The sequence below is a fragment of the Nostoc sp. genome (assembly GCF_036917815.1).
Classification (GTDB): Bacteria; Cyanobacteriota; Cyanobacteriia; order Cyanobacteriales; family Nostocaceae; genus Nostoc.
In genome coordinates this window covers 59437-81815 of the sequence record NZ_JBALEK010000068.1, presented here as the reverse complement: position 1 = coordinate 81815, position 22379 = coordinate 59437, and the positions used below count along the sequence as shown (strand labels likewise).

The window sequence follows — 22379 nt, the reverse complement described above, 5'->3', positions numbered from 1 at the left end:
AAAAAAGTACTCAGTAGTCAGCACTTATCACTTAGTATCATGCAACAAGCAAATAATAATGGCAATAGCGGATTTAGCCTGAGTGCGATCGCTATTCGCCAACACATTGGCACACTCATGCTTACCGTGGCAGTAATTGTCATTGGGGTATTTTTTCTCACAACGATCCAAGTCGATCTCCTTCCATCAATTACCTATCCACGAGTTAGTGTTCGGTTAGAAGCCCCTGGTATTTCGCCAGAAGTAGCCGTAGATGAAATCACCAGACCCTTAGAAGAAACTTTAGCGGCAACCGAGAATGTAGTGCAAATTTTTTCCCGCACCCGTGAGGGACAGGTGAACCTGGATTTATACTTCCAACCAGGGGGCGATATTGACCAAGCCCTAAACGATGCGACTGCTGCTTTTAACCGAGGCCGGGGACAACTGCCAGATACGATCGAGGAACCGCGCTTATTTAAAGTCGATCCCTCCCAATTGCCAGTTTATGAATTGGCACTGACATCTGCTTCGTTGCAAGGTAAAGATTTACGCGTATTTGCTGATGAAGAGTTAACGCGTGAACTCAGTGTTGTGCCAGGAGTAGCTTCAGTTGACGTATCTGGTGGTGCAGAGGAAGAAGTACGGGTGCTTGTTGACTTAAACCGATTGCAAGCTTTGGGTGTGGGGTTAAATGATGTCTTAAATGAATTAACAGCCCGTAACCAAGATACTTCAGGTGGTCGGATTCTGGGGCAAAATTCCGAGCCATTGACTCGGACTGTCGGGCGTTTCCAAAATGCCAAGGAAATTGAAAACCTTTCTTTGGAAGTTTCCTCTTCTTCTGCTACCGTTAATACCACTAATAGCAGTAATAACACTTCCACTACTACCCCTGCACCTTCCCGTCGCGTCTACTTGCGAGACTTTGCTGAGGTAATTGACGATACCGAAGACCAGCGAGTATTTGTTTACCTCAACCGTCAACCTGCTGTGAAATTTTCAATCCAAAAGCAGCCGGAGGCCAATACAATCACAGTTGTAGATGCTGTGAAGCGGCGAATTGAACAATTACGGCAATCGGGTTTAATTCCAGCAGACATGATTTTGAGTCCCACCACGGATGAATCCGTCTTCATCCGCAATTCTTTAAACGATGTGATTTTTTCGGGGATTTCTGGGGCGTTGTTGGCAGCAGCAGCAGTATTGTTATTTTTGGGATCGTTCAGGCAAACATTGATTATCAGTTTAACGATTCCGTTGTGTACTCTGGCAGCGATCGCTTTAATGAAAATATTTGGCTTAACGTTGAATGTTTTTAGTTTAGCAGGTCTGACATTAGGAGTTGGTCAAGCAATTGATACATCGGTTGTGATCTTAGAAAATATTTCCGAAAAAGCGGGGATGACCCCCAATCAGAGAGAGAGGGAAGAAGGGGATTCGGGGAGAAATTCTAAATTCTTTATCGACAGTGCGATCGCAGCTTCCCAAGAAGTAGAATCTGCTTTAGTTGCTGCTACAGCTGCCAACTTAGTTTCTGTAGTGCCATTCCTCTTAATTGGCGGCTTTATTGCACTGCTATTTAATGAACTGATTCTGACAATTAGCTTTGCAGTTGCAGCATCCCTTGTTGTTGCCATCACAATAGTACCGATGCTGTCTTCTCGACTCTTGGGAATTCGCTGGTCTAGTAGAATCAGTGAATTTTGGCTGCTTAAACAATTTAATCACCGGTTTGAAGACGCTACGCGGGGATACGGTAACTTCTTAACCAGAGTTTTACGCTATCGGCTGCTTGTAGTCACTGCCGCTTTACTAATTTTAGGCGGTAGTAGCTTCTTGATGTTTGGTCAAATTCCCCAAGAAATTTTACCCCGCATCAGTACTGGTCAAGCTAACTTGAGAGCGCAGTTTCCGCCCGGTACACCTTTAGCAACCTCTGAAAAAGTTATGCAAATTGTCGATGACATTTTGCTCAAACAACCAGAAACCCAATCTGCTTTCACAACTGTGGGTGGTAATTTATTTGGTAGCAGTACTACAGAAAATCCTTTACGTGCCAGTAGCACCATCAATCTTAAACCAGGCACAGATGTCGAAGCCTTCGTTAAAAAAGTAACTCAGGAATTTAACAAACTCAACTTAGCAGGAATTCTGCTGCGCCTCAATCCTGGTCAGGTGCGGGGTTTAATCTTGAGTAACTCCCCAGTACAAGGGTCAGACGTTGACGTGATTTTGCAAGGTGAGAATGAAGAAAACTTAACGCAAGCAGGCGCACAAGTGCTGCAAGCGTTACAAGAAAGGGCAAAATTAGCGACATTCCGACCAGATGCCGACCCCCGACAACCAGAAATCCAAATTCGCCCTGACTGGGAAAGAGTTTCAGCTTTAGGGTTGAACGCCGGACAAATTGGTGCAACAGTTCAAACAGCAATTGAAGGTTCAGTTCCGACGCAAATTCAACGCGGTAATCGTTTAGTTGATGTGCGGGTGCAGCTAAATAAAGAAGCCATTCAGCGTCCTTCCCAGTTAGAGCAATTACCGCTATTTACAGAAAACAATCAACTAATCCGGCTTTCAGATGTGGCCAACATTCAAGAAGGTCAAGCGCCTGGTGAGGTGCAACGGATTAATCAGCGCCAAGCTTTTATTGTCGCCGGAAATCTTAGCGAAGGAGCTAGTCTTGGTGAAGCGATCGCAGAAGTCAACAAGGTACTCCAGGATGTAGACTTACCTGATGGGGTTTCCATTGTGCCTAGTTCTGCCCAAGAAACTAATCAGCAACTTCAGGATGCTTTAAAAACTTTGGGGGCGTTGGCGACGTTCTTAATTTTTGTAGTTATGGCGGTGCAATACAATTCGTTGATTGACCCATTGGTAATTATGTTCACCGTACCACTAGCCTTAGCTGGGGGAATTTTTGGACTTTACATTACCAAAACTGCAATTGGCGCAACTGTTATTGTTGGTGTGGTGCTACTAGTGGGAATTGTGGTAAACGCAGGGATTCTAATGGTGGAACTGGCGAACCAAATTCGGGATGAAGAAGGTTGTACTCGCCAAATTGCCATCATGAAAGCTGCTCCTCAACGTTTGCGCCCAATTATCATGACCACAGTCACCACTATTTTGGGACTGTTTCCTTTGGCATTGGGTATTGGTGAAGGTTCGGAGTTTTTGCAGCCTTTAGGGATTGTAGTTTTCTTTGGGATGGCGATCGCAACAATGCTGACATTATTTATCATCCCCTGTTTTTATATTCTGCTGCACGATTTGCTAGGTGGAAATTGGGCGAAGCTTTTGTTAATCCGATTGCGTGGATTTAAGAAAAAATTGATTTGAATCCCTGATGATATCTGGGTCGAGGCGGAATATCGCCAAAACGGAATTGCGCGGCAGATGGTGATGCTAAGTTTTGAACGCTTTCATCAGATGGGTGTTAAGCAAATTCGTCTAGATACAGCAATTGCTAACGAGGCTTCACGGCAGTTATTTGCATCTTGTGGTTTTCGCTTCAGCATTATTGAAATGCTGATTGAATTGAGTCATTAGTCATTAGTCATAAGCTTATGACTAATGACTAATAACAAAGGACTAACTAGCTAACAGAGTTTTTTCTAGAGAAGTCCAACGGAAAGAGCGATCGCCACCTCTCTCAATAACTACTTTTACTCGTGGTTCTAGCTGAGGCAAGTTTGTTAAATACTCAAGTTCCTCATTAGAAAGAATATGCCCTTCAATAATCCACAAGACCAGCCCCTTTGACTTTGGTGATAGCTGTTCTAGATGAGAATTGAGAATTGGCGGCAAATAGTACACATGACCCACTGCTGCACCGCTACCAGTGCTTTTTTTACCAAGATGAGGAGGTCTGACTCCATGAATTCTTGTGAGATATGCAGCTACGTCACCCAGTCCCTTAGCGGTAATGTGGAGAGTAGTATAGCCAGCGGCCCGTAATCGGCGCTGATATCGACCTTCATAACCCCCTTCCAGAGGTACATACACTCCAAGAGCGCCAAATTTTTCCAGATCGCGGATTAAACCGTTGCCAGTGGTAATTAGTGCCATAGATTTTCGTCTTATCCCACTTAGATATCTCTATTATTTACCCTGAACCGATAGATTAGAAGCATTTTTTTGGGCATTGAGAAGAGGCAGAGGGGCAGGGAGCAGGGAGCAGAGGGGAAAGAAGAGGCAGAGTTTTTGAATTTTGAATTTTGAATTTTGAATTGATTTCTCCCCCTTGCCCCCTGCGCCCTGCTCCCTTGCTTCTTCCCCAGTCCCCACTCCCCACTCCCCACTCCCCATTCCTCAAAAATAACTCTCTAAATTACTGGACAAACCTAAATAAATAATTTATATTATTAGATTGTGACCAAACACGCAAATTAGGTTGACTTTTTACTGTCATTCTGAGGTAGTGTTAGCATCAAAAACTGATGACTTACATCCAAATTGGATAATCTAACTCAGATTGATCGTAGACTGGTAAACTAAGAAAGCTTTCAGGTCAACATCGGGGCTGATGGACGAACAACCAAAGTCAATCCTAAGCTCCAGACTCCATTTACTCCTGTGCCTCTGAAAAGTAGGCAAAATCTTAAACAATAGTTTAAGGTATTTAAGGAAGTAAAACTGAGCAGCAATGTTGGTTTCATGGCATTACGTCAGTCTCAGTTAATGGATACTGGGCGGTAAAAACCGCTTAAGTCCAACTGCAACACGGCAGTAGCCAATCTCCGGGAACCCGTCTTATAGGCGTGTAAAAATCGGAAAACCCGCCGACAGCGCTGCCTCCAGAAAGTGCCAGAGCAATTGCTTGGACGAAAGCATTGCTGCACACAGCTTAAAGCTGTAGCGCCTTGCATTGATTCCAGAAGTTACACCTTCCCAATGGGAAGAAACTTGTGGCTGTTCTGGTGAACTAGTGAGTGAAGCTAAACAGATTCACCAAGCAGTACGGACACGGTTTGTTGTGTCCGAAAGCATTTGGAGCGGTTTATTTAAATAAGCCATTCCAAATTTCGCAGGCTAACCCAGCCTAAACTGATGCGTACAAAGCGTGTCCTCTAGAGTCTAATTCCAAGGTCAGCAAGTAGAAAGGAGAACCAGTTACTGTGTCTGTAGGTATTCTCGGCACCAAGCTGGGCATGACCCAAATATTTGACGAAGCAGGAGTAGCTATTCCTGTGACTGTCATTCAAGCAGGTCCATGCACCGTTACACAAGTTAAAACGAAAGAAACCGACGGTTACTTTGCCATTCAAGTTGGTTATCACGAAGTCAAACCCAAGGCACTAAACAGACCACTACTGGGTCATTTGGCAAAATCATCTGCCCCAGCATTGCGTCACTTAAATGAATATCACACCGATAGCTCTAGTGATTATGCTTTAGGTCAACAGATTAAAGCAGATATTTTTAGCGCAGGTCAAATTGTCGATGTCGTCGGCACAAGCATCGGTCGCGGCTTTGCGGGAAACCAGAAGCGCAACAACTTTGCTCGTGGACCCATGTCACACGGTTCCAAAAACCACAGAGCGCCTGGATCAATTGGTGCTGGTACAACACCAGGTCGTGTCTATCCAGGTAAGCGGATGGCAGGTCGTTTAGGTGGAAAACGCATCACAATCCGTAAATTGACGATAGTGCGAGTTGATTCAGAACGCAACTTATTGCTAATTAAGGGAGCCATTCCTGGTAAACCAGGCGCTCTAGTCAGCGTTGTGCCTGCAAAAATAGTGGGATAGTCAAAAGTCATTAGTCAGAAGTCATTAGTCAAAAGTCATTGGCTAAGGACAAATGACAAAAGACCAATGACCAATGACAAAGGACAAAGGACAGATAAGAAAAATGGTTGAAAGCGTAGTTAAAAATTGGCAAGGAGAACAGGTCGGCGAGACGACCTTCGAGTTGCGCGTTGCCAAAGAAGAAACAGCGTCTCATATTGTGCATCGCGCCTTAGTACGGCAATTGACCAATGCTCGTCAAGGAAATGCCAGTACAAAAACTCGTGCTGAAGTCAGAGGTGGTGGCCGGAAACCTTGGCGACAAAAAGGTACTGGTCGCGCTCGTGCCGGGTCTATTCGTTCTCCATTGTGGCGTGGTGGTGGTGTGATATTTGGGCCAAAACCCAGAGACTTCAACCTCAAATTGAACCGCAAAGAGCGACGTTTGGCACTGCGGACAGCATTTGTCAGCCGCATTGACGACTTGATCGTAGTAGAAGAATTTAGCACTGAGCTATCTCGCCCCAAGACTAAAGAATTAGTGGCAGCCCTTGCTCGTTGGGGAGTAGTACCAGAAAGCAAGTCACTGTTAATTTTGTCTGAGATTGCGGATACAGATAATGTTTATTTGTCAGCCCGCAACATTGAAAATTTAAAACTAATTGCAGCCGACCAGCTAAACGTTTTTGATTTACTGCACGCTGACAAAATTGTAGTTACGGCATCAGCCCTAGAAAAAATTCAGGAGGTCTACAGTGCCTAGCTTTGACCCCCGTGACCTTGCCGACTTAGTACGTCGCCCGATCGTCACCGAGAAAGCGACCATCTTGATGGAGCAAAACAAGTACACCTTTGAAGTAATTCCCAAGGCATCAAAGCCAGAAATCAAGGCTGCGATCGAAGACTTATTTCAGGTCAAGGTTGTAAAAGTCAACACCATCCTACCACCGCGAAAAAAGCGGCGCGTTGGTAAATTTATTGGTTATAAGCCCCAATATAAGCGAGCGATCGTCACTGTCGCACCTGGGGATGAAGACAAGATTAGACAAGTTCTATTCCCAGAAGTCTAAAAAAGTTGTGAGTTAGGAGTTAGGAGTTAGGAGTTACTGAACTCAAAACTCAAAACTCAAAACTCAACACTCAGCACTCAGCACTCAGCACTTAAAAATATGGGTACTCGTTCTTATCGCCCTTATACCCCCAGCACTCGCCAAGTTACAATCTCTGACTTTGCGGAAATTACCAAAACCGAGCCAGAGAAATCCCTAACAACCTCGAAGCATCGCGCCAAAGGTCGGAACAATCACGGGCGGATTACTAGTCGTCGCCGGGGTGGCGGACACAAACAGCTTTATCGGATCATCGATTTTAAAAGGGATAAACATAATATTCCTGCCAAAGTCGCAGCGATTGAATACGATCCTAACCGCAATGCCAGAATTGCCCTTTTGTATTACCAAGACGGCGAAAAACGTTACATCCTTCACCCCAACGGGTTGAAAGTTGGAACAATAATTGTTTCTGGCCCTGATTCTCCCTTTGAAGATGGTAATGCCTTACCGCTCTGGAAGATTCCCTTGGGTACTAGTGTTCACAACGTAGAATTCACACCTGGTAAAGGTGGTCAAATTGTACGGGCTGCTGGTGCTAGCGCTCAAGTTGTGGCAAAAGAAGGTAATTTCGTAACTCTCAAGTTGCCTTCAGGAGAAGTCCGCTTGATTCGACGTGAGTGCTACGCCACTATTGGGCAAGTAGGCAACACCGATGCGAGAAACCTGAGTGCAGGTAAAGCCGGAAGAAATCGCTGGAAAGGTCGCCGTCCTAAGGTTAGAGGTAGCGTCATGAACCCAGTGGATCACCCACATGGTGGTGGTGAAGGTAGGGCACCTATCGGTAGATCTGGGCCTGTTACACCTTGGGGTAAACCCACATTGGGCGCGAAGACACGCAATCGCAAGAAACTCAGCAGCAAGTTGATTATACGTCGTCGCCGTAAGTCTTCTAAACGCGGTCGCGGTGGTCGTGAATCTTAAAGAGTTAGAAGTTATGAGTTATGAGTTGAATGTAACTTACTAACTCCTAACTCCTCAGTCCTAAATCCTAAATCCAAAATTGAATTATGGGTCGTTCTCTAAAAAAAGGTCCTTTCGTTGCTGACCATCTCCTAAAGAAAATTGAAAAGCTCAACGACAACAACAGAAAAGAAGTTATTAAAACTTGGTCACGAGCTTCAACAATTTTGCCCCTAATGGTTGGTCATACCATAGCTGTTCACAACGGACGGCAACACGTTCCAGTTTTTGTAAATGAACAAATGGTGGGACACAAGTTGGGTGAATTTTCCCCGACACGTACCTACAGGGGTCATGGAAAAAGCGACAAAAAAGCGGGTAGGTAGTCATTAGTCATGAAGTCATTAGTCATTAGCTAAAGACAAGTGACAAATGACAATTGACAATTGACAAAATCGGAGAAAATTATGGCTACTAATACTACTGAAGTAAAAGCGATCGCTCGTTTTATCCGCATCTCGGCCTACAAGGTGCGTCGCGTACTCGATCAAATCCGGGGGCGATCGTACCGAGAAGCGTTAATCATTCTGGAATTCATGCCCTATCGCGCCACTGAACCCATATTGAAGGTTCTCAGAAGTGCTGCTGCCAATGCCGAACACAACGCTGGATTAGATCGGACTCAACTAGTGATTACTCAGGCTTTTGCCGATCAAGGTCCGCCGTTGAAACGGTTCCAGCCAAGGGCGCAAGGTCGAGCTTACCAAATTCGCAAGCCGACGTGTCATATTACTGTGGCTGTTGCAGCCGCCCCAGAAAAATAAGCACGTTTACACGAATAAATTGCGTAAAGTAAGAAATTTTAGAGGAAGCATTCGTGGGACAGAAGATTCATCCAGTTGGTTTTCGCCTGGGTATTACACATGAACATCAATCCCGTTGGTTTGCTGTTCCTGATCGTTATCCAGAACTTCTACAAGAAGATTACAAACTCCGTCAATATATAGAACAAAAGCTGGGTAGACAGGCTCAAAACAACGCCGGAATTTCCGAAGTACGGATTGAGCGCAAAGCTGACCAAATCGACTTAGAAGTACGCACAGCTAGACCAGGTGTAGTCGTGGGTCGTGGTGGACAAGGTATCGAATCCTTACGTACCGGACTCCAAGGAGTGTTGGGTGGTAATCGCCAAATTCGCATTAACGTAGTTGAAGTTCAACGAGTTGATGCTGATGCCTACCTGATTGCCGAATACATTGCTCAACAATTGGAACGTCGGGTTTCCTTCCGGCGGGTAGTGCGGCAATCGATTCAACGCGCCCAACGCGCTGGTGTCCAAGGTATTAAAATCCAAGTCAGTGGTCGGCTCAACGGTGCAGAAATTGCCCGGACAGAGTGGACTCGTGAAGGTAGAGTGCCTTTACATACCTTACGGGCTGACATTGACTACTCTTATTGCACAGCAAAAACTGTTTACGGCATTCTGGGCATCAAAGTGTGGGTATTTAAGGGAGAAATTATTCCTGGACAAGAACCAGCTCCGCTACCACCGGCAAGCCGTGATCCCCGCGATCGTGGCGATCGCGATCGCGAACCCCGTCGCCGTCAACAACAACGTCGTCGCCAGCAATTTGAAGACCGCTCAAATGAAGGGTAAACGGGGACTGGGGACTGGGGGCTGGGGACTGGGTAAGAATTCTCAATCCCCAATCCCTAATTCCCAATCCCTAATCCCCAGTACCTAGTACCCAGTAGCCAATCATGTTAAGCCCTAGAAGAACTAAATTCCGCAAACAACAGCGCGGACGGATGGAAGGACTAGCCACCCGTGGTAGTACCCTCAATTTCGGTGATTTTGCACTCCAAGCTCAAGAACCTGCTTGGATTACCTCGCGTCAAATCGAGGCTTCTCGTCGGGCAATGACCCGTTATATTCGTCGGGGTGGACAAATCTGGATTCGGATTTTCCCTGATAAACCTGTAACCATGCGTGCTGCTGAAACCCGCATGGGTTCCGGTAAAGGTAATCCAGAGTTTTGGGTAGCTGTAGTCAAGCCGGGGCGAATTTTGTTTGAAATCGGTGGAGTTACTGAAGAAATCGCCCGTGAAGCTATGCGTTTGGCTTCATTTAAACTGCCCATCAAAACCAAGTTTATTGTGCGCTCTCAACCACAGGAGCAGGAGTAACTTATGCCTCTTCCCAAGATTTCAGAAGCTAGAGAATTAAGTGACGAGAAGCTCTCTGATGAGATTGTCGCCATCAAAAGACAACTATTTCAGTTGCGCTTGCAAAAAGCCACAAGACAATTAGAAAAGCCCCACCAGTTCCGACAAATGCGCCACCGCCTAGCCCAATTGCTGACGCTAGAAACAGAACGCAAACGGGCAGCAAGTCAATCGGCTAAAGAAAAAAAGTAGGAGATTATGGCAGTTAAAGAACGAGTTGGCTTGGTAGTGAGCGATAAAATGCAAAAAACTGTGGTAGTCGCCATAGAAAACCGCGCTCCTCACCCCAAGTACGGCAAGATTGTGGTTAACACCCAACGATATAAAGTTCACGACGAAGAAAATCAGTGTAAAGTAGGCGATCGCGTTCGCATTCAGGAAACTAGACCCCTGAGCAAAACCAAGCGCTGGAAAATCACAGAAGTCCTGAACGTCAAGCCTATTTAAACCTCATCGTTGTTAGAAACTAACAACATTACAAGGGAGAATAATTGTGATTCAACCCCAGACCTACCTGAATGTGGCAGATAATAGCGGCGCCCGCAAACTAATGTGCATCCGTATATTAGGCGGAGGCAACCGTCGTTATGGTTTTATCGGCGATAAAATTATCGCCGTTGTCAAAGATGCTACACCCAATATGGCTGTAAAAAAGTCTGATGTTGTGGAAGCAGTAATTGTTCGGACTCGGAAAGCTGTATCTCGTGACAGTGGCATGAGCATTCGCTTTGATGATAACGCGGCTGTAATCATCAACAAAGATGGTAATCCCAGAGGCACACGGGTTTTTGGCCCAGTTGCTCGGGAACTACGCGATAAAAACTTTACCAAAATTGTTTCTCTGGCTCCGGAGGTGCTTTAATGGCAACCAAACAGGGTACGCCCAAAGTATTCCACAAAATGCACGTCAAAACTGGCGACACTGTACAAGTGATTGCTGGCAAAGACAAAGGAAAAATTGGCGAAATTACTCAGGCACTTCCCCAACTGAGTAAAGTCATCGTCAAAGGTGTCAACATTAAAACCAAGCACGTCAAACCCCAGCAAGAAGGGGAATCAGGGCGAATTATTACCCAAGAATTCCCGATTCATAGCTCCAACGTCATGCTTTATTCCACCAAGCAAAACGTTGCCAGTCGTGTTGGTTACACCTTTACCTCAGAAGGCAAAAAGGTCAGAAAACTCAAAAAAACTGGCGAAATTCTTGATAAATAAGAATTAGCCAACTTGAAATTTTAGATTTTAAATTTAATCCAAAATCCAAAATCTAAAATCCAAAATTAAAGTTTCCCTGACCAAGCCCAGGGATATCAGGACAAAAAAAACTATGCCGACAACAAGACTCAAAACCTTATATCAAGAGACAATCGTCCCCAAACTGATCAATCAGTTTCAATATACCAACGTTCATCAAGTACCGAAGTTGGTAAAGGTGACGATTAACCGAGGTTTGGGTGAAGCAGCTCAAAATGCGAAGTCCTTAGAGGCATCCATTAACGAAATTGCCTTGGTAACAGGTCAAAAACCAGTGGTGACACGGGCGAAAAAGGCGATCGCTGGCTTTAAGATTCGTCAAGGGATGCCAGTAGGGATCATGGTTACTCTTAGAGCCGAACGGATGTATGCCTTTTTCGACCGACTAGTTAGCCTATCACTACCCAGAATTCGAGATTTTCGCGGCGTTAGCCCTAAAAGCTTTGACGGACGCGGTAACTACACTCTGGGTGTGAGAGAACAGCTAATTTTTCCAGAAGTCGAATACGACAGCGTTGATCAAGTACGTGGGATGGATATTTCCATCATCACCACAGCAAAAAATGACGAAGAAGGACGCGCCTTACTTAAAGAATTAGGAATGCCCTTTCGCGATCAATAAGTTCATCAATAGAGGGAACGATGGCGGCTAACGACACAATTGCAGATATGCTGACGCGCATCCGCAATGCCAACCTGGCGCGGCATCAAACTACACAAGTGCCAGCGACAAAAATGACCCGGAGCATTGCCAAAGTGCTACGGGAGGAAGGCTTTATTGCTGAAATCGAAGAAGCAGAAGAAGGGGTAAAACACAATCTGGTGATTTCCCTGAAATACAAGGGTAAAACCCGTCAGCCTCTAATCACCGCCTTAAAGCGAGTGAGTAAACCTGGCTTGCGTGTTTACTCCAATCGAAAAGAATTACCAAGAGTACTAGGCGGTATTGGCATTGCCATTATTTCTACATCCAGTGGTATTATGACTGACCGCGAAGCGCGGCGTCAGAACTTGGGTGGCGAAGTGCTTTGTTACGTTTGGTAGTCATTGGTCATTAGTCATTTGTCACTTGTACTGACTTGTGCCGAGCGAAGTCGAGGTAGCGTAGTCGAAGTATTAGTGAAAGGCAAAGGACAAAGGACAAATAACAAAGGACAAAAATTCATGTCTCGTATTGGTAAGCGTCCAATTACTATTCCCGCCAAAGTTCAAGTGGCGATCGATGGTACGAATATTGTGGTGAAAGGGCCGAAAGGAGAACTTTCTCGCACTCTCACACCGAATGTCTCAGTTTCCCAAGAGGGAGAAATATTACAAGTCAATCGTCGGGATGAAACTCGTACCTCAAAGCAGCTACACGGCTTAAGCCGCACTTTAGTTGCCAACATGGTCGAGGGAGTATCCCTTGGTTTTCAGCGCCGTTTGGAAATTCAAGGTGTTGGTTACAGGGCACAACTTCAAGGGCGTAACCTAGTTTTGAATATGGGTTACAGCCATCAGGTACAAATTGAACCACCAGAAGGAATTCAGTTTGCCGTAGAAAATCCTACTAACGTCATTGTTAGCGGCTATGACAAAGAAATCGTCGGTAACACAGCCGCCAAAATTCGTGCCGTTCGTCCACCAGAACCTTATAAAGGTAAAGGCATTCGCTATGCCGGTGAAGTGGTCAGACGGAAAGCTGGTAAGACTGGTAAGGGTGGTAAGAAGTAGAAATGAAACTTACTCGTAGAGAATCAAAAAACCGTCGTCATCGACGTGTCCGTGGTAAAGTTATTGGCTCCCCAGAACGTCCCCGTTTAGCGGTATTCCGTTCTAATGAGCATATTTATGCCCAGCTAATTGATGATACTCAGCATCAAACCATAGTGGCAGCCTCAACTGTCGAACCAGAGTTGAAATCTAGTTTAGCGTCATGTGCAAACCGCGACGCATCGGTACAAGTTGGGAAGTTGATCGCAGTGCGATCGCTAGAAAAAGGCATCACTAAAGTAGTATTTGATCGCGGTGGTAACTTATATCACGGTCGTGTCAAAGCCCTAGCTGATGCAGCCCGCGAAGCTGGTTTAGATTTCTAAAGTCATTGGTCATTAGTCATTGGTCATTAGTTATTGGCAAATGACAAAGGGCAAATGAAAACTGACAACTAGACCCTTCAGGTGACGCTCCTGCGTCGCTATCGCTTCGCTAACGCCAGTTACTTATGAGGGAGACCCCCAAGACCGCACTGGCTCACAACTGACATTCACCAGAGCATAAATTATGGCAACAGAGCGTAAAAGTAGAACAAAGCGTGCCAAAAAAGAAGAAACCACTTGGCAAGAGCGGGTTATTCAAATCCGCCGCGTAAGTAAAGTGGTCAAAGGTGGTAAAAAACTCAGCTTCCGAGCGATCGTTGTCGTTGGTAACGAACGCGGTCAGGTTGGAGTCGGAGTAGGCAAAGCCTCAGATGTAATTGGCGCCGTCAAAAAAGGTGTAGCCGATGGCAAAAAACACCTTATTGATGTCCCAATCACCAAATCCAACTCCATCCCCCATCCGATTGATGGTGTCGGTGGCGGTGCAAAAGTGATTATGCGTCCAGCCTCACCTGGTACTGGGGTAATTGCGGGTGGTGCTGTACGAACTGTATTGGAATTAGCAGGAGTTCGTAACGTTTTAGCCAAGCAACTAGGCTCCAACAATCCGCTCAATAATGCTAGAGCCGCAGTTAACGCCTTATCTACACTGCGTACCCTTGCTGAAGTCGCCGAAGATCGCGGTATTCCTATTCAAAATCTCTACATCTAAATTTAGTCATTAGTCATTGGTCATTAGTCATTAGTGAATAACAAAGGACAAATGACAAATGACAAACGCCCCTACGGGTGACGCTCGTTCCTCGCTAACGCTGCGCTAACGCCAGTTACTCATGGGGGAGACCCCCATCGCTCTTAGCGTCTCCCTTTGGGAGAAGACCGCACTGGCTCACAAATGACAAACGACAAATGAGAACTTGATAAATTATGAGACTCCATGATGTTAAGCCGCAAAAAGGCTCAAAGAAACGCAAGAAGCGTGTAGGTAGAGGTATTTCTGCTGGTCAAGGTGCCAGTGCTGGTCTAGGTATGCGGGGTCAAAAATCTCGTTCTGGTAGTGGTACCCGACCCGGTTTTGAAGGTGGTCAACAGCCATTGTACCGCCGCTTACCTAAGCTGAAGGGCTTTCCGATTGTTAATCAGAAGATTTACACTACGATTAATGTAGAGAAGCTAGCCTCCCTTCCCCCTAATACCGAAGTAACTTTGGCCTCATTGAAAGCCGCAGGTATCCTGACTGCTGTCAAAGGGTCATTGAAAATTTTAGGTAACGGGGAATTGAGCATTCCGCTTCAAGTACAAGCGGCAGCTTTCACAGGTTCAGCTCGTAGCAAAATTGAGGCAGCTGGTGGTAGTTGTGAAGTTTTATGAGTGAGCCGGAACAGCGCACTTAAATGCAAGCCAACTCGCTGCCAGTGCTTGGTTCACTATCAAGGTAGCACTCTATGATCAGTCGAGATAAAGCCCCAACGGCTCAAGAAACTTTTATGCAGATGGCGCAGGCAGCTGGCCTCAGAGGTAGGCTGCTTGTCACCGTCGGTATTTTAATTTTGGTTCGCCTGGGCATCTTCTTGCCCGTGCCAGGGATTGATAGACCGAGATTTGCCGAAGCCATATCGGGCAATAATTCCATATTCGGCTTATTGGATATATTTTCTGGGCGAGGACTTTCGACTTTGGGAGTCTTTGCTTTAGGAATTTTGCCCTTCATTAATGCGTCTATTATCATCCAATTACTCACGGCGGCGATTCCAACTTTAGAAAATTTACAGAAAAATGAAGGGGAAGCCGGTCGCCGAAAAATATCGCAAATTACCCGCTATGTAACTGTAGGTTGGGCGATTCTGCAAAGTACAGCTTTTTCGGCATTATTCATCCAGCAATTTGCCTTAAAGCCAGGACCGATCTTTGTCGCTGAAACTGCGATCGCTCTGACTGCTGGTTCCATGTTCGTCATGTGGGCGTCAGAACTGATTACAGAGCGGGGTATTGGTAACGGAGCATCATTGTTGATTTTTGTCAATATTGTTGCATCATTACCAAAAGCTTTAGGCGATACCATCGACTTGGTACAAGTCGGCGGTCGGGAAGCAGTGGGTCGGGTGATCGTACTGGTCTTAGTTTTCCTAGCAACAATTGTTGGTATTGTGATTGTGCAAGAAGGAATGCGCCGCATCCCAATTATTTCGGCTCGTCGCCAAGTAGGTCGGCGGGTTTTGGCAGAGCAGCGTAGCTATCTACCCCTGCGGCTAAATCAAGGCGGCGTGATGCCAATTATTTTTGCTGCGGCCATCCTCAGTTTGCCACTGCTGATCGCCAATTTCACTAAAAATACCGAATTGGCGAATATAGTTAACACTTATTTGAGTCCAAGCGGTTCTAGCTCCTGGGTCTATGCCTTGGTCTACATGATTTCCATCGTTTTCTTCAGCTACTTCTATTCTTCGTTGATTCTCAACCCGGTAGATGTGGCGCAGAACTTGAAGAAAATGGGTTCTAGTATTCCTGGGATTCGTCCTGGCAAAGCAACTAGTGAGTATATTGAACGCGTATCCAACCGACTAACTTTTTTGGGTGCGATCTTTTTGGGCTTCGTTGCTATTATTCCGACCGCCGTGGAAAGCGCTTTGAATGTGAAAACTTTCCGGGGAATAGGTGCTACCTCTTTGTTAATTTTAGTTGGTGTGGCAATTGAGACAGCTAAACAAGTCCAAACTTATGTCATCTCTCAGCGCTATGAAGGAATGGTGAAATAATAGTGACGCGATTAATCTTCTTGGGGCCACCTGGGGCGGGTAAAGGAACACAAGCTCAAACCTTGGCTGAACACTTGAATATTCCCCATATTTCTACGGGTGAAATATTAAGACAAGCCATGAAAGAGCAAACTCCTTTAGGAATCAAAGCTCAAAGTTATGTTGATAGCGGCGAGTTAGTACCCGACCAGCTTGTGCAGGACTTGGTACAGGAGCGCCTCGGTCAACCAGATGCCAAAAATGGTTGGATTCTTGATGGTTTTCCCCGGAAAGTGACCCAAGCAGCTTTTCTGGAAAAGTTACTGGAAGAAATACATCAAGGTGGCGAAAGGGTAGTCAATTTAGATGCACCAGATGAAATTGTCATCGAACGTTTGCTTGCTAGAGGACGAAAAGATGATACGGAAGAGGTGATTCGTCGTCGTTTAGAAGTATACCGTGCGGAAACTGCACCTTTAATTGATTATTATGGCGATCGCCAAAAACTCCTAACAGTCAATGGCAATCAGTCCCAAGAAGATGTCACTGGTGAACTACAAAAGGTAATCGCTTCCTGAAAGGGGAGTAGGGAGTAGGGAGTGGGGAGTAGGGAATTCACAACTTATCACTCACTATTCTCCACTCACCACTCCCCACTCCCCATAGCAAAAAAAAGATCAATTTTAGCTAAGATATATTAATAAACTGTTGATATATTTCTTAAAATGTGTTTCTTTGCAGATGAAGGTTGCAACTGAACACGAAATTGTTGAGTTGAGGAAAAAACAAATTGTCTAAGCAAGATTTGATTGAAATGGAAGGCACGGTTACAGAGTCTTTGCCCAATGCGATGTTTCGCGTTGACTTGGACAATGGCTTTAACGTGCTAGCACACATTTCCGGCAAGATTCGCCGAAATTATATCAAGATTTTGCCCGGCGATCGCGTCAAGGTGGAGTTAACCCCCTACGACTTGACCAAAGGCAGAATTACCTATCGACTACGAAAGAAGTAAGTATATGTAGAGAATTTTACCATAAAACCTTTTTTTTGACTGTTCACTAGTCATTTAACTGGATTAATTTCCCTAGAAATGCTATAATTTTATATTTGGAGTCAAAGAATAAAAGGCATGAAAGTTAGAGCCTCAGTCAAGAAAATTTGTGAAAAGTGTAACGTGATCAAACGTCGTGGTCGCGTCATGGTGATTTGCGTGAACCCCAAGCACAAGCAACGTCAAGGATAACACTCTTACCAACAGAGTGAGTTGCAGGACGCATATCATCATTAAAACGAAAAGACGCGATTAATCACGTTTTTCCAACCAACAGTAATTGCGAGAACAATAGGGAGAGTTCATTGTGGCACGTATTGCCGGAGTAGACCTTCCACGCGATAAGCGCGTCGAGATCGGTCTGACTTACATCTACGGAATTGGGTTATCACGCGCTCAAGAAATTATAGCGGCAACTGGTGTGAACCCAGACACCCGCGTTAAGGACTTAAGTGATGCCGATGTGACAGCCCTCCGAGGGGAAATAGAAACCAACTATCAAGTTGAAGGCGACTTGCGGCGCTGGGAGTCTTTGAACATTAAGCGCTTAGTTGACATTGGTACCTACAGAGGTCGTCGTCATCGTATGGGCTTACCAGTCAGAGGACAAAGAACTCGCACCAATGCCAGAACCCGTCGAGGCAGAAGGCAGACAGTGGCTGGGAAGAAGAAGGCTCCAGGGAAATAATTTTGCAACGCTTGCTAATCCGAGCAAGTTTTACCTTAAATCACCTAAACAAGTATGGCGAGACAACCAACTAAAAAAACCGGGAGCAAGAAGCAGAAACGGAATGTGCCCAGTGGAATGGCCTACATCCAGTCTACTTTCAACAATAGCATTGTCACCATTACCGATCAAAACGGAGATGTCATCTCCTGGGCTAGTGCTGGTTCTAGCGGTTTTAAGGGAGCAAAAAAGGGAACTCCCTTTGCAGCGCAAACTGCTGCTGAAAGTGCAGCCCGTCGAGCTATTGATCAAGGAATGCGCCAAATTGAGGTAATGGTCAGTGGTCCGGGAGCAGGTAGAGAAACCGCTATCCGGGCACTTCAAGGAGCAGGACTGGAAATTACACTGATTCGGGATATTACCCCCATTCCTCACAATGGTTGCCGTCCACCCAAGCGCCGTCGAGTTTAAACACTAAGACTTAGACTGTGAGGACGAAAAGTTACAACCAGCAATGACGGCTTGGGCGTTTAACGTGCAAACTGTCATTGAGTAAAAGCTTGGGCAACCAGAAGCGTGTCAGATTTTCCCACCGGAGAAGCTGTTAAACTTCGGGATACCCAAAATATTATTAGCCCCTGCAAGCTCAATAGAAGTGTCAAACTATACCGTAATTTTATACTAGTAGTTTGATATACCTATAATCTACAGGACATAAATTCAATTCGGGAGGCAATTGATTTGTCTGCTAGCAGCACCTTAGAAAAAGGGAGGCTCATCCGTGGCGCAGTTTCAAATTGAGTGTGTAGAGTCGAATACCGAGGAAAGTCGGAACCATTACAGTAAATTTGTTTTGGAACCTCTAGAACGCGGTCAAGGAACAACTGTTGGCAACGCACTGCGGCGGGTTTTACTGTCAAACCTAGAAGGTACGGCAGTTACAGCCGTGCGGATTGCAGGCGTTTCACACGAGTTCGCCACAGTTCCGGGTGTGCGGGAAGATGTACTGGAAATCCTCATGAAAATGAAGGAAGTTATCCTCAAAAACTATTCTTCGCAGCCCCAGATTGGTAGATTACTCGTTAGCGGACCAGCAACAATCACTGCGTCGCATTTTGATTTGCCCAGTGAAGTAGAAGTCATCGATCCGACCCAGTATGTAGCCACCATCGCTGAGGGTGGAAAGCTGGAAATGGAATTTCGGATCGAGAAAGGGAAAGGCTATCGCACTGTAGAGCGAGGACGTGAGGAAGCCACATCGTTGGATTTTCTCCAAATCGACTCGATATTTATGCCGGTGCGAAAAGTCAACTACAGTGTTGAAGAATCTCGTGGGGAAGACTTGATTCCAAAAGACCGACTACTGTTGGAAGTTTGGACAAATGGCAGTATTTCCCCGCAGGAAGCACTATCTTCGGCTGCTGCAATCTTGGTAGATTTATTCAACCCGTTGAAAGATATCTCCCTAGAGCCAACAGACACAGGTTCGGATATTCCAGACGACCCGACTGCCCAGATACCCATCGAAGAGTTGCAACTTTCTGTGCGGGCATATAACTGTCTCAAACGGGCACAAGTTAACTCTGTGGCAGATTTGTTGGATTATACCCAAGAAGACCTCTTAGAAATTAAGAACTTTGGGCAGAAGTCAGCAGAAGAAGTTGTGGAAGCTTTGCAGCGACGGCTGGGCATCACCCTGCCAATGGAAAGAGGCTCTAAACACCCTTAAGAAAAACCGTTCATAATTCATAGTGCATAATTATGCGTCACCGTTGTCGCGTCAAAAAACTCAGTAAACCAGCCGATCAACGCCGTGCTTTATTGCGATCGCTCGCCACCGAGCTGATCCGTCATGGTAAGATCACCACCACTTTAATTAGAGCGAAAGTTCTCCGAAGTGAAGTGGAAAAAATGATTACCCTAGCCAAAAATGGCTCCTTATCAGCACGTCGGGAAGCCCTTGGCTATATCTTCGACAAACAACTGGTTCACGCTCTATTTGAGCAAGCTCCAACTCGATATGGCGATCGCCAGGGCGGTTATACCCGCATCATGCGTACCGTACCGCGTCGGGGTGATAATGCAAAAATGGCAATAATTGAATTGGTTTAAGTCATTGGTCAATTAGTCATTAGTCATTAGTCATTGGTCACTTGTACTGACTTGTGCCGAGCGAAGTCGAGGTAGCGTAGTCGAAGTATTAGTGAATAACAAAGGACAACTGACAAAAGACAAAGGACAAAGGACAAAATCTGTATGTTAGAAAGCCACCAGCCTACACAAACACATCGAGTAGCCTTGGTAATCCAATACCTGGGCACTCATTTTCATGGCTGGCAACGGCAAAAAAACCAACGGACAGTCCAAGAAGAGATAGAAATAGCGATCGCTACTATTCTTGGGTACCATGTGACACTACATGGGGCTGGGCGAACCGATTCAGGAGTTCACGCTGCTGCTCAAGTAGCCCATTTTGAAGCAACAGGTTTTATTCCGCCTCACAAGTGGGCAACAATCCTCAACAGCTATCTGCCGCCAGATATATTAATCAGAGCTTCAGCTAGTGTCGATAACCGTTGGCACGCTCGCTTTAGTGCAGCCTATCGACGGTATCGCTACACAATATATACTGAAGATCGGCTTAACTTGTTTGTAAGACCCTTCAGTTGGCATTATTATTATGCACCCCTGGATGAATCTTTAATCCAAGCTGCCTTGAAACCTCTGTTGGGAAAGCATCACTTAGCTGCTTTTCACCGTGCAGGCTCAGACCGATCGCATTCCTGGGTAGAGGTGCAAGCAGCAGAGTGTCGTCGCAGTGGGCCATTTATCCATATTGAAATACAGGCAGATGGATTTTTATATGGCATGGTACGGCTGTTGGTAGGGATGCTGGTACAAGTAGGTTCTGGACAACGAACACTTTCTAGCTTCACCGAACTCTGGAAAGAAGAACGGCGGGAAGAAGTGAAATACGCCGCACCGCCTCAAGGCTTGTGCTTGTTGCGAGTCGGCTATCCCGATTTTCCCTTTTCAAAAGAGATTTGGTACGACACCTTGCCAAAGTTCGTCACTAGTCAAGAGTCATTAGTCATTGGTCAGTAGAGACGCGATTAATCGCGTCTGTACAATGGTCAGTAGAGACGCGATTAATCGCGTCTGTACAATGGTCAGTAGTGAATAACAAAGGACAAATGACAAAAGACTAATGACTAATAACAAATTAAAAATGACAAAGGACAAATAGACAAATGACAACGAGTAAAACATACCTTCCTTCTCAAGCAACCCTTGAGCGTGAGTGGTACATAGTAGATGCCACCGATAAACGCCTCGGTCGCCTCGCCAGCGAAATCGCCCAGGTATTGAGAGGCAAAAAGAAACCCGAATATACACCCCACCTAGATACAGGTGACTTCGTAATCGTCATCAATGTCGAGAAAGTAGCAGTCACAGGCAAAAAGCGCACTCAAAAGCTTTACCGCCGCCACTCGGGTCGTCCCGGTGGGATGAAAACGGAAACTTTCGCTAAACTGCAAGATCGCATACCAGAGCGGATTTTAGAACAAGCTGTTAAAGGTATGCTACCTAAAAATAGTCTGGGTAAGCAGTTGTTCACCAAGCTGAAGGTTTACGCTGGGCCTACGCATCCCCATGATGCTCAAAAACCCAAAGAACTAAAAGTTAGTACAATTCCTGGAGAAGAAAATTAATGGTAGTAGCAGATGCTAATAGCGGTCGCGCCGTATACTGGGGTACTGGTCGCCGTAAGAACGCAGTAGCACGGGTACGCTTGGTTCCAGGCACCGGTCAACTGATTGTGAACGGTAAAGATGGAACCTTGTATTTCCAATTCAACCCCAACTACCTGGGAGTGATTAAAGCACCCCTGGAAACTCTGGGACTAGAAAACGAATATGACATTTTGGTGAAAGCAGAAGGCGGCGGCTTGACCGGACAGGCTGATTCTGTCCGTTTGGGAGTTGCTCGTGCTTTGTGCCAACTCGACCCAGACAACCGCCCACCTTTGAAAACCGAAGGTTATTTGACTCGCGATCCGAGAGCAAAAGAGCGGAAGAAATATGGTTTACATAAAGCTCGGAAAGCGCCTCAGTACTCTAAGCGTTAGGGAATTTTGGATTTTGGATTTTGGATTTTGGATTTAAAATTACTCTGAATAAAGCCGAAAGAATATCTAATTTTTTTAACGAACCGCCATCGCGCAGCGTCTCGTAGAGAAGGACGCCAAGAACGCCAAGGAGGAAACAGAGAAAAAATAGGTAATTTTATAGCCCGAAGAGAGTAATGGAAAGTCTAAAATCTAAAATTCTACAAACGCTGAAGAGCTAAAAGTTATAATTGATATAGATTCATCACAAAAGGAACAATGGCTAAAGCTGATATTCACCCCAAGTGGTATCCAGATGCTAAAGTTTACTGCAACGGTCAAGTTGTTATGACCATTGGCTCTACTAAGCCAGAATTGCACGTAGATGTTTGGTCTGGAAATCACCCATTTTACACCGGCACTCAGAAGATTATTGACACTGAGGGTCGAGTAGAGCGCTTCCTCCGTAAGTACGGCATGAGCAGCACTCAAACATCTGGCGACGACCAAAACAAAAAGTAGCGAGTTGGCTCT

General features: G+C 45.6%; 34 protein-coding genes. 33 read left to right on the top strand and 1 reads right to left on the bottom strand.

All coding sequences use genetic code 11. The features are described 5' to 3' along the window. The first annotated feature begins 39 nt into the window (after positions 1-39). Both V7K97_RS21980 and V7K97_RS21975 read left to right on the top strand, forming a co-directional pair. Complete coding sequence (locus V7K97_RS21980; protein WP_334803103.1) at positions 40-3321, top strand: efflux RND transporter permease subunit; 3282 nt, start codon at positions 40-42, stop codon at positions 3319-3321. Continuing rightward, positions 3322-3531: a GNAT family N-acetyltransferase gene (locus V7K97_RS21975; RefSeq protein ID WP_334803123.1), complete on the top strand. Its 210-nt coding sequence runs from the start codon at positions 3322-3324 to the stop codon at positions 3529-3531. Positions 3532-3573: 42 nt separating this feature from the next. Here V7K97_RS21975 and V7K97_RS21970 read toward each other — a convergent pair whose 3' ends face one another. Next, positions 3574-4050 carry an NAD(P)H-quinone oxidoreductase subunit N gene (locus V7K97_RS21970; RefSeq protein ID WP_334803102.1) on the bottom strand — a complete coding sequence of 159 codons (477 nt, stop codon included), beginning with the start codon at positions 4048-4050 and terminating at the stop codon, positions 3574-3576. Positions 4051-4849: 799 nt separating this feature from the next. Here V7K97_RS21970 and V7K97_RS21965 point away from each other — a divergent pair. The 31 genes from V7K97_RS21965 (at position 4850) to rpmE (ending at position 22367) form a co-directional block, all read left to right on the top strand. Then, positions 4850-4993, top strand: coding sequence for a hypothetical protein (locus V7K97_RS21965; protein WP_334803101.1), 144 nt, complete (start codon positions 4850-4852; stop codon positions 4991-4993). 106 nt (positions 4994-5099) lie between these two features. Then, the gene (rplC, locus tag V7K97_RS21960) at positions 5100-5732 is read left to right on the top strand and encodes a 50S ribosomal protein L3 (RefSeq protein ID WP_334803100.1); all 633 of its coding nucleotides are present in this window, start codon (positions 5100-5102) and stop codon (positions 5730-5732) included. A gap of 103 nt (positions 5733-5835) precedes the next feature. Next, positions 5836-6474 carry a 50S ribosomal protein L4 gene (rplD, locus tag V7K97_RS21955; protein ID WP_334803122.1) on the top strand — a complete coding sequence of 213 codons (639 nt, stop codon included), beginning with the start codon at positions 5836-5838 and terminating at the stop codon, positions 6472-6474. Continuing rightward, a complete protein-coding gene (locus tag V7K97_RS21950; protein WP_094349089.1) occupies positions 6467-6781 on the top strand; it encodes a 50S ribosomal protein L23 in 315 nt (104 codons plus the stop codon). The genes rplD and V7K97_RS21950 overlap by 8 nt, the downstream gene beginning before the upstream one ends. A 99-nt stretch (positions 6782-6880) precedes the next feature. Beyond that, on the top strand, positions 6881-7744 hold the full coding sequence (gene rplB, locus V7K97_RS21945) for a 50S ribosomal protein L2 (RefSeq protein ID WP_334803099.1): 864 nt from the start codon (positions 6881-6883) through the stop codon (positions 7742-7744). 86 nt (positions 7745-7830) lie between these two features. Beyond that, the gene (gene rpsS, locus V7K97_RS21940) at positions 7831-8109 is read left to right on the top strand and encodes a 30S ribosomal protein S19 (protein ID WP_334803098.1); all 279 of its coding nucleotides are present in this window, start codon (positions 7831-7833) and stop codon (positions 8107-8109) included. Positions 8110-8190: 81 nt separating this feature from the next. Beyond that, positions 8191-8547, top strand: coding sequence for a 50S ribosomal protein L22 (gene rplV, locus V7K97_RS21935; protein ID WP_334803097.1), 357 nt, complete (start codon positions 8191-8193; stop codon positions 8545-8547). A gap of 53 nt (positions 8548-8600) precedes the next feature. Continuing rightward, the gene (rpsC, locus tag V7K97_RS21930) at positions 8601-9380 is read left to right on the top strand and encodes a 30S ribosomal protein S3 (RefSeq protein WP_334803096.1); all 780 of its coding nucleotides are present in this window, start codon (positions 8601-8603) and stop codon (positions 9378-9380) included. 104 nt (positions 9381-9484) lie between these two features. Then, entirely contained in the window at positions 9485-9910 is a 426-nt protein-coding gene (rplP, locus tag V7K97_RS21925; RefSeq protein ID WP_334803095.1) for a 50S ribosomal protein L16, read from the top strand. Between the two features lie 3 nt (positions 9911-9913). Further along, positions 9914-10141 carry a 50S ribosomal protein L29 gene (gene rpmC, locus V7K97_RS21920; protein WP_104906404.1) on the top strand — a complete coding sequence of 76 codons (228 nt, stop codon included), beginning with the start codon at positions 9914-9916 and terminating at the stop codon, positions 10139-10141. Between the two features lie 6 nt (positions 10142-10147). Next, positions 10148-10396: a 30S ribosomal protein S17 gene (rpsQ, locus tag V7K97_RS21915; RefSeq protein WP_334803094.1), complete on the top strand. Its 249-nt coding sequence runs from the start codon at positions 10148-10150 to the stop codon at positions 10394-10396. A 46-nt stretch (positions 10397-10442) separates the two neighbouring features. Next, on the top strand, positions 10443-10811 hold the full coding sequence (gene rplN / locus V7K97_RS21910) for a 50S ribosomal protein L14 (RefSeq protein WP_069070772.1): 369 nt from the start codon (positions 10443-10445) through the stop codon (positions 10809-10811). Next, positions 10811-11164: a 50S ribosomal protein L24 gene (gene rplX / locus V7K97_RS21905; RefSeq protein WP_179068335.1), complete on the top strand. Its 354-nt coding sequence runs from the start codon at positions 10811-10813 to the stop codon at positions 11162-11164. Before rplN ends, rplX begins: the two co-directional genes overlap by 1 nt. Before the next feature lie 112 nt (positions 11165-11276). Continuing rightward, positions 11277-11825 (top strand): 50S ribosomal protein L5, encoded by a 549-nt coding sequence (gene rplE, locus V7K97_RS21900; RefSeq protein WP_334803093.1) that lies wholly within the window; start codon positions 11277-11279, stop codon positions 11823-11825. A gap of 20 nt (positions 11826-11845) precedes the next feature. After that, positions 11846-12247 carry a 30S ribosomal protein S8 gene (gene rpsH / locus V7K97_RS21895; RefSeq protein WP_334803092.1) on the top strand — a complete coding sequence of 134 codons (402 nt, stop codon included), beginning with the start codon at positions 11846-11848 and terminating at the stop codon, positions 12245-12247. 120 nt (positions 12248-12367) lie between these two features. Next, a complete protein-coding gene (gene rplF, locus V7K97_RS21890; RefSeq protein ID WP_334803091.1) occupies positions 12368-12916 on the top strand; it encodes a 50S ribosomal protein L6 in 549 nt (182 codons plus the stop codon). A gap of 2 nt (positions 12917-12918) precedes the next feature. Continuing rightward, positions 12919-13281, top strand: coding sequence for a 50S ribosomal protein L18 (gene rplR / locus V7K97_RS21885; protein WP_094349098.1), 363 nt, complete (start codon positions 12919-12921; stop codon positions 13279-13281). Between the two features lie 184 nt (positions 13282-13465). Further along, complete coding sequence (rpsE, locus tag V7K97_RS21880) at positions 13466-13993, top strand: 30S ribosomal protein S5 (RefSeq protein ID WP_229547634.1); 528 nt, start codon at positions 13466-13468, stop codon at positions 13991-13993. Positions 13994-14208: 215 nt separating this feature from the next. After that, positions 14209-14652 (top strand): 50S ribosomal protein L15, encoded by a 444-nt coding sequence (gene rplO / locus V7K97_RS21875; protein WP_334803090.1) that lies wholly within the window; start codon positions 14209-14211, stop codon positions 14650-14652. A gap of 74 nt (positions 14653-14726) precedes the next feature. After that, positions 14727-16037 (top strand): preprotein translocase subunit SecY, encoded by a 1311-nt coding sequence (secY, locus tag V7K97_RS21870; protein ID WP_334803089.1) that lies wholly within the window; start codon positions 14727-14729, stop codon positions 16035-16037. Positions 16038-16039: 2 nt separating this feature from the next. After that, a complete protein-coding gene (locus V7K97_RS21865; RefSeq protein WP_334803088.1) occupies positions 16040-16594 on the top strand; it encodes an adenylate kinase in 555 nt (184 codons plus the stop codon). Positions 16595-16806: 212 nt separating this feature from the next. Next, positions 16807-17031: a translation initiation factor IF-1 gene (gene infA / locus V7K97_RS21860; RefSeq protein WP_006276978.1), complete on the top strand. Its 225-nt coding sequence runs from the start codon at positions 16807-16809 to the stop codon at positions 17029-17031. A gap of 117 nt (positions 17032-17148) precedes the next feature. Then, positions 17149-17262, top strand: a complete 114-nt coding sequence (gene rpmJ, locus V7K97_RS21855) for a 50S ribosomal protein L36 (protein WP_015129703.1) — start codon at positions 17149-17151, stop codon at positions 17260-17262. A 115-nt stretch (positions 17263-17377) separates the two neighbouring features. Next, on the top strand, positions 17378-17758 hold the full coding sequence (rpsM, locus tag V7K97_RS21850) for a 30S ribosomal protein S13 (protein WP_334803087.1): 381 nt from the start codon (positions 17378-17380) through the stop codon (positions 17756-17758). Positions 17759-17812: 54 nt separating this feature from the next. Further along, positions 17813-18208, top strand: coding sequence for a 30S ribosomal protein S11 (rpsK, locus tag V7K97_RS21845; RefSeq protein WP_069070761.1), 396 nt, complete (start codon positions 17813-17815; stop codon positions 18206-18208). A 310-nt stretch (positions 18209-18518) separates the two neighbouring features. Next, positions 18519-19466 carry a DNA-directed RNA polymerase subunit alpha gene (locus V7K97_RS21840; protein ID WP_334803086.1) on the top strand — a complete coding sequence of 316 codons (948 nt, stop codon included), beginning with the start codon at positions 18519-18521 and terminating at the stop codon, positions 19464-19466. 32 nt (positions 19467-19498) lie between these two features. Continuing rightward, complete coding sequence (gene rplQ / locus V7K97_RS21835) at positions 19499-19849, top strand: 50S ribosomal protein L17 (protein ID WP_229547639.1); 351 nt, start codon at positions 19499-19501, stop codon at positions 19847-19849. A gap of 144 nt (positions 19850-19993) precedes the next feature. Then, positions 19994-20842: a tRNA pseudouridine(38-40) synthase TruA gene (truA, locus tag V7K97_RS21830; protein ID WP_334803085.1), complete on the top strand. Its 849-nt coding sequence runs from the start codon at positions 19994-19996 to the stop codon at positions 20840-20842. A gap of 146 nt (positions 20843-20988) precedes the next feature. Continuing rightward, on the top strand, positions 20989-21450 hold the full coding sequence (rplM, locus tag V7K97_RS21825; protein WP_334803084.1) for a 50S ribosomal protein L13: 462 nt from the start codon (positions 20989-20991) through the stop codon (positions 21448-21450). Beyond that, complete coding sequence (rpsI, locus tag V7K97_RS21820) at positions 21450-21866, top strand: 30S ribosomal protein S9 (protein WP_104906415.1); 417 nt, start codon at positions 21450-21452, stop codon at positions 21864-21866. Before rplM ends, rpsI begins: the two co-directional genes overlap by 1 nt. Positions 21867-22124: 258 nt before the next feature. Further along, positions 22125-22367: a 50S ribosomal protein L31 gene (gene rpmE, locus V7K97_RS21815; RefSeq protein WP_109011936.1), complete on the top strand. Its 243-nt coding sequence runs from the start codon at positions 22125-22127 to the stop codon at positions 22365-22367. Positions 22368-22379 lie beyond the last annotated feature (12 nt).

Bases quoted from the DNA above. Each gene is read 5' to 3' on its own strand.
- V7K97_RS21980 (WP_334803103.1), top strand. From the start codon at position 40: ATGCAACAAGCAAATAATAATGGCAATAGCGGATTTAGCCTGAGTGCG.
- V7K97_RS21970 (WP_334803102.1), bottom strand. From the start codon at position 4,050: ATGGCACTAATTACCACTGGCAACGGTTTAATCCGCGATCTGGAAAAA.
- rplD (WP_334803122.1), top strand. From the start codon at position 5,836: ATGGTTGAAAGCGTAGTTAAAAATTGGCAAGGAGAACAGGTCGGCGAG.
- rplB (WP_334803099.1), top strand. From the start codon at position 6,881: ATGGGTACTCGTTCTTATCGCCCTTATACCCCCAGCACTCGCCAAGTT.
- rpsS (WP_334803098.1), top strand. From the start codon at position 7,831: ATGGGTCGTTCTCTAAAAAAAGGTCCTTTCGTTGCTGACCATCTCCTA.
- rplV (WP_334803097.1), top strand. From the start codon at position 8,191: ATGGCTACTAATACTACTGAAGTAAAAGCGATCGCTCGTTTTATCCGC.
- rplP (WP_334803095.1), top strand. From the start codon at position 9,485: ATGTTAAGCCCTAGAAGAACTAAATTCCGCAAACAACAGCGCGGACGG.
- rpmC (WP_104906404.1), top strand. From the start codon at position 9,914: ATGCCTCTTCCCAAGATTTCAGAAGCTAGAGAATTAAGTGACGAGAAG.
- rpsQ (WP_334803094.1), top strand. From the start codon at position 10,148: ATGGCAGTTAAAGAACGAGTTGGCTTGGTAGTGAGCGATAAAATGCAA.
- rplX (WP_179068335.1), top strand. From the start codon at position 10,811: ATGGCAACCAAACAGGGTACGCCCAAAGTATTCCACAAAATGCACGTC.
- rplE (WP_334803093.1), top strand. From the start codon at position 11,277: ATGCCGACAACAAGACTCAAAACCTTATATCAAGAGACAATCGTCCCC.
- rpsH (WP_334803092.1), top strand. From the start codon at position 11,846: ATGGCGGCTAACGACACAATTGCAGATATGCTGACGCGCATCCGCAAT.
- rplF (WP_334803091.1), top strand. From the start codon at position 12,368: ATGTCTCGTATTGGTAAGCGTCCAATTACTATTCCCGCCAAAGTTCAA.
- rplR (WP_094349098.1), top strand. From the start codon at position 12,919: ATGAAACTTACTCGTAGAGAATCAAAAAACCGTCGTCATCGACGTGTC.
- rpsE (WP_229547634.1), top strand. From the start codon at position 13,466: ATGGCAACAGAGCGTAAAAGTAGAACAAAGCGTGCCAAAAAAGAAGAA.
- rplO (WP_334803090.1), top strand. From the start codon at position 14,209: ATGAGACTCCATGATGTTAAGCCGCAAAAAGGCTCAAAGAAACGCAAG.
- secY (WP_334803089.1), top strand. From the start codon at position 14,727: ATGATCAGTCGAGATAAAGCCCCAACGGCTCAAGAAACTTTTATGCAG.
- rpmJ (WP_015129703.1), top strand. From the start codon at position 17,149: ATGAAAGTTAGAGCCTCAGTCAAGAAAATTTGTGAAAAGTGTAACGTG.
- rpsK (WP_069070761.1), top strand. From the start codon at position 17,813: ATGGCGAGACAACCAACTAAAAAAACCGGGAGCAAGAAGCAGAAACGG.
- rplQ (WP_229547639.1), top strand. From the start codon at position 19,499: ATGCGTCACCGTTGTCGCGTCAAAAAACTCAGTAAACCAGCCGATCAA.
- truA (WP_334803085.1), top strand. From the start codon at position 19,994: ATGTTAGAAAGCCACCAGCCTACACAAACACATCGAGTAGCCTTGGTA.
- rplM (WP_334803084.1), top strand. From the start codon at position 20,989: ATGACAACGAGTAAAACATACCTTCCTTCTCAAGCAACCCTTGAGCGT.
- rpsI (WP_104906415.1), top strand. From the start codon at position 21,450: ATGGTAGTAGCAGATGCTAATAGCGGTCGCGCCGTATACTGGGGTACT.
- rpmE (WP_109011936.1), top strand. From the start codon at position 22,125: ATGGCTAAAGCTGATATTCACCCCAAGTGGTATCCAGATGCTAAAGTT.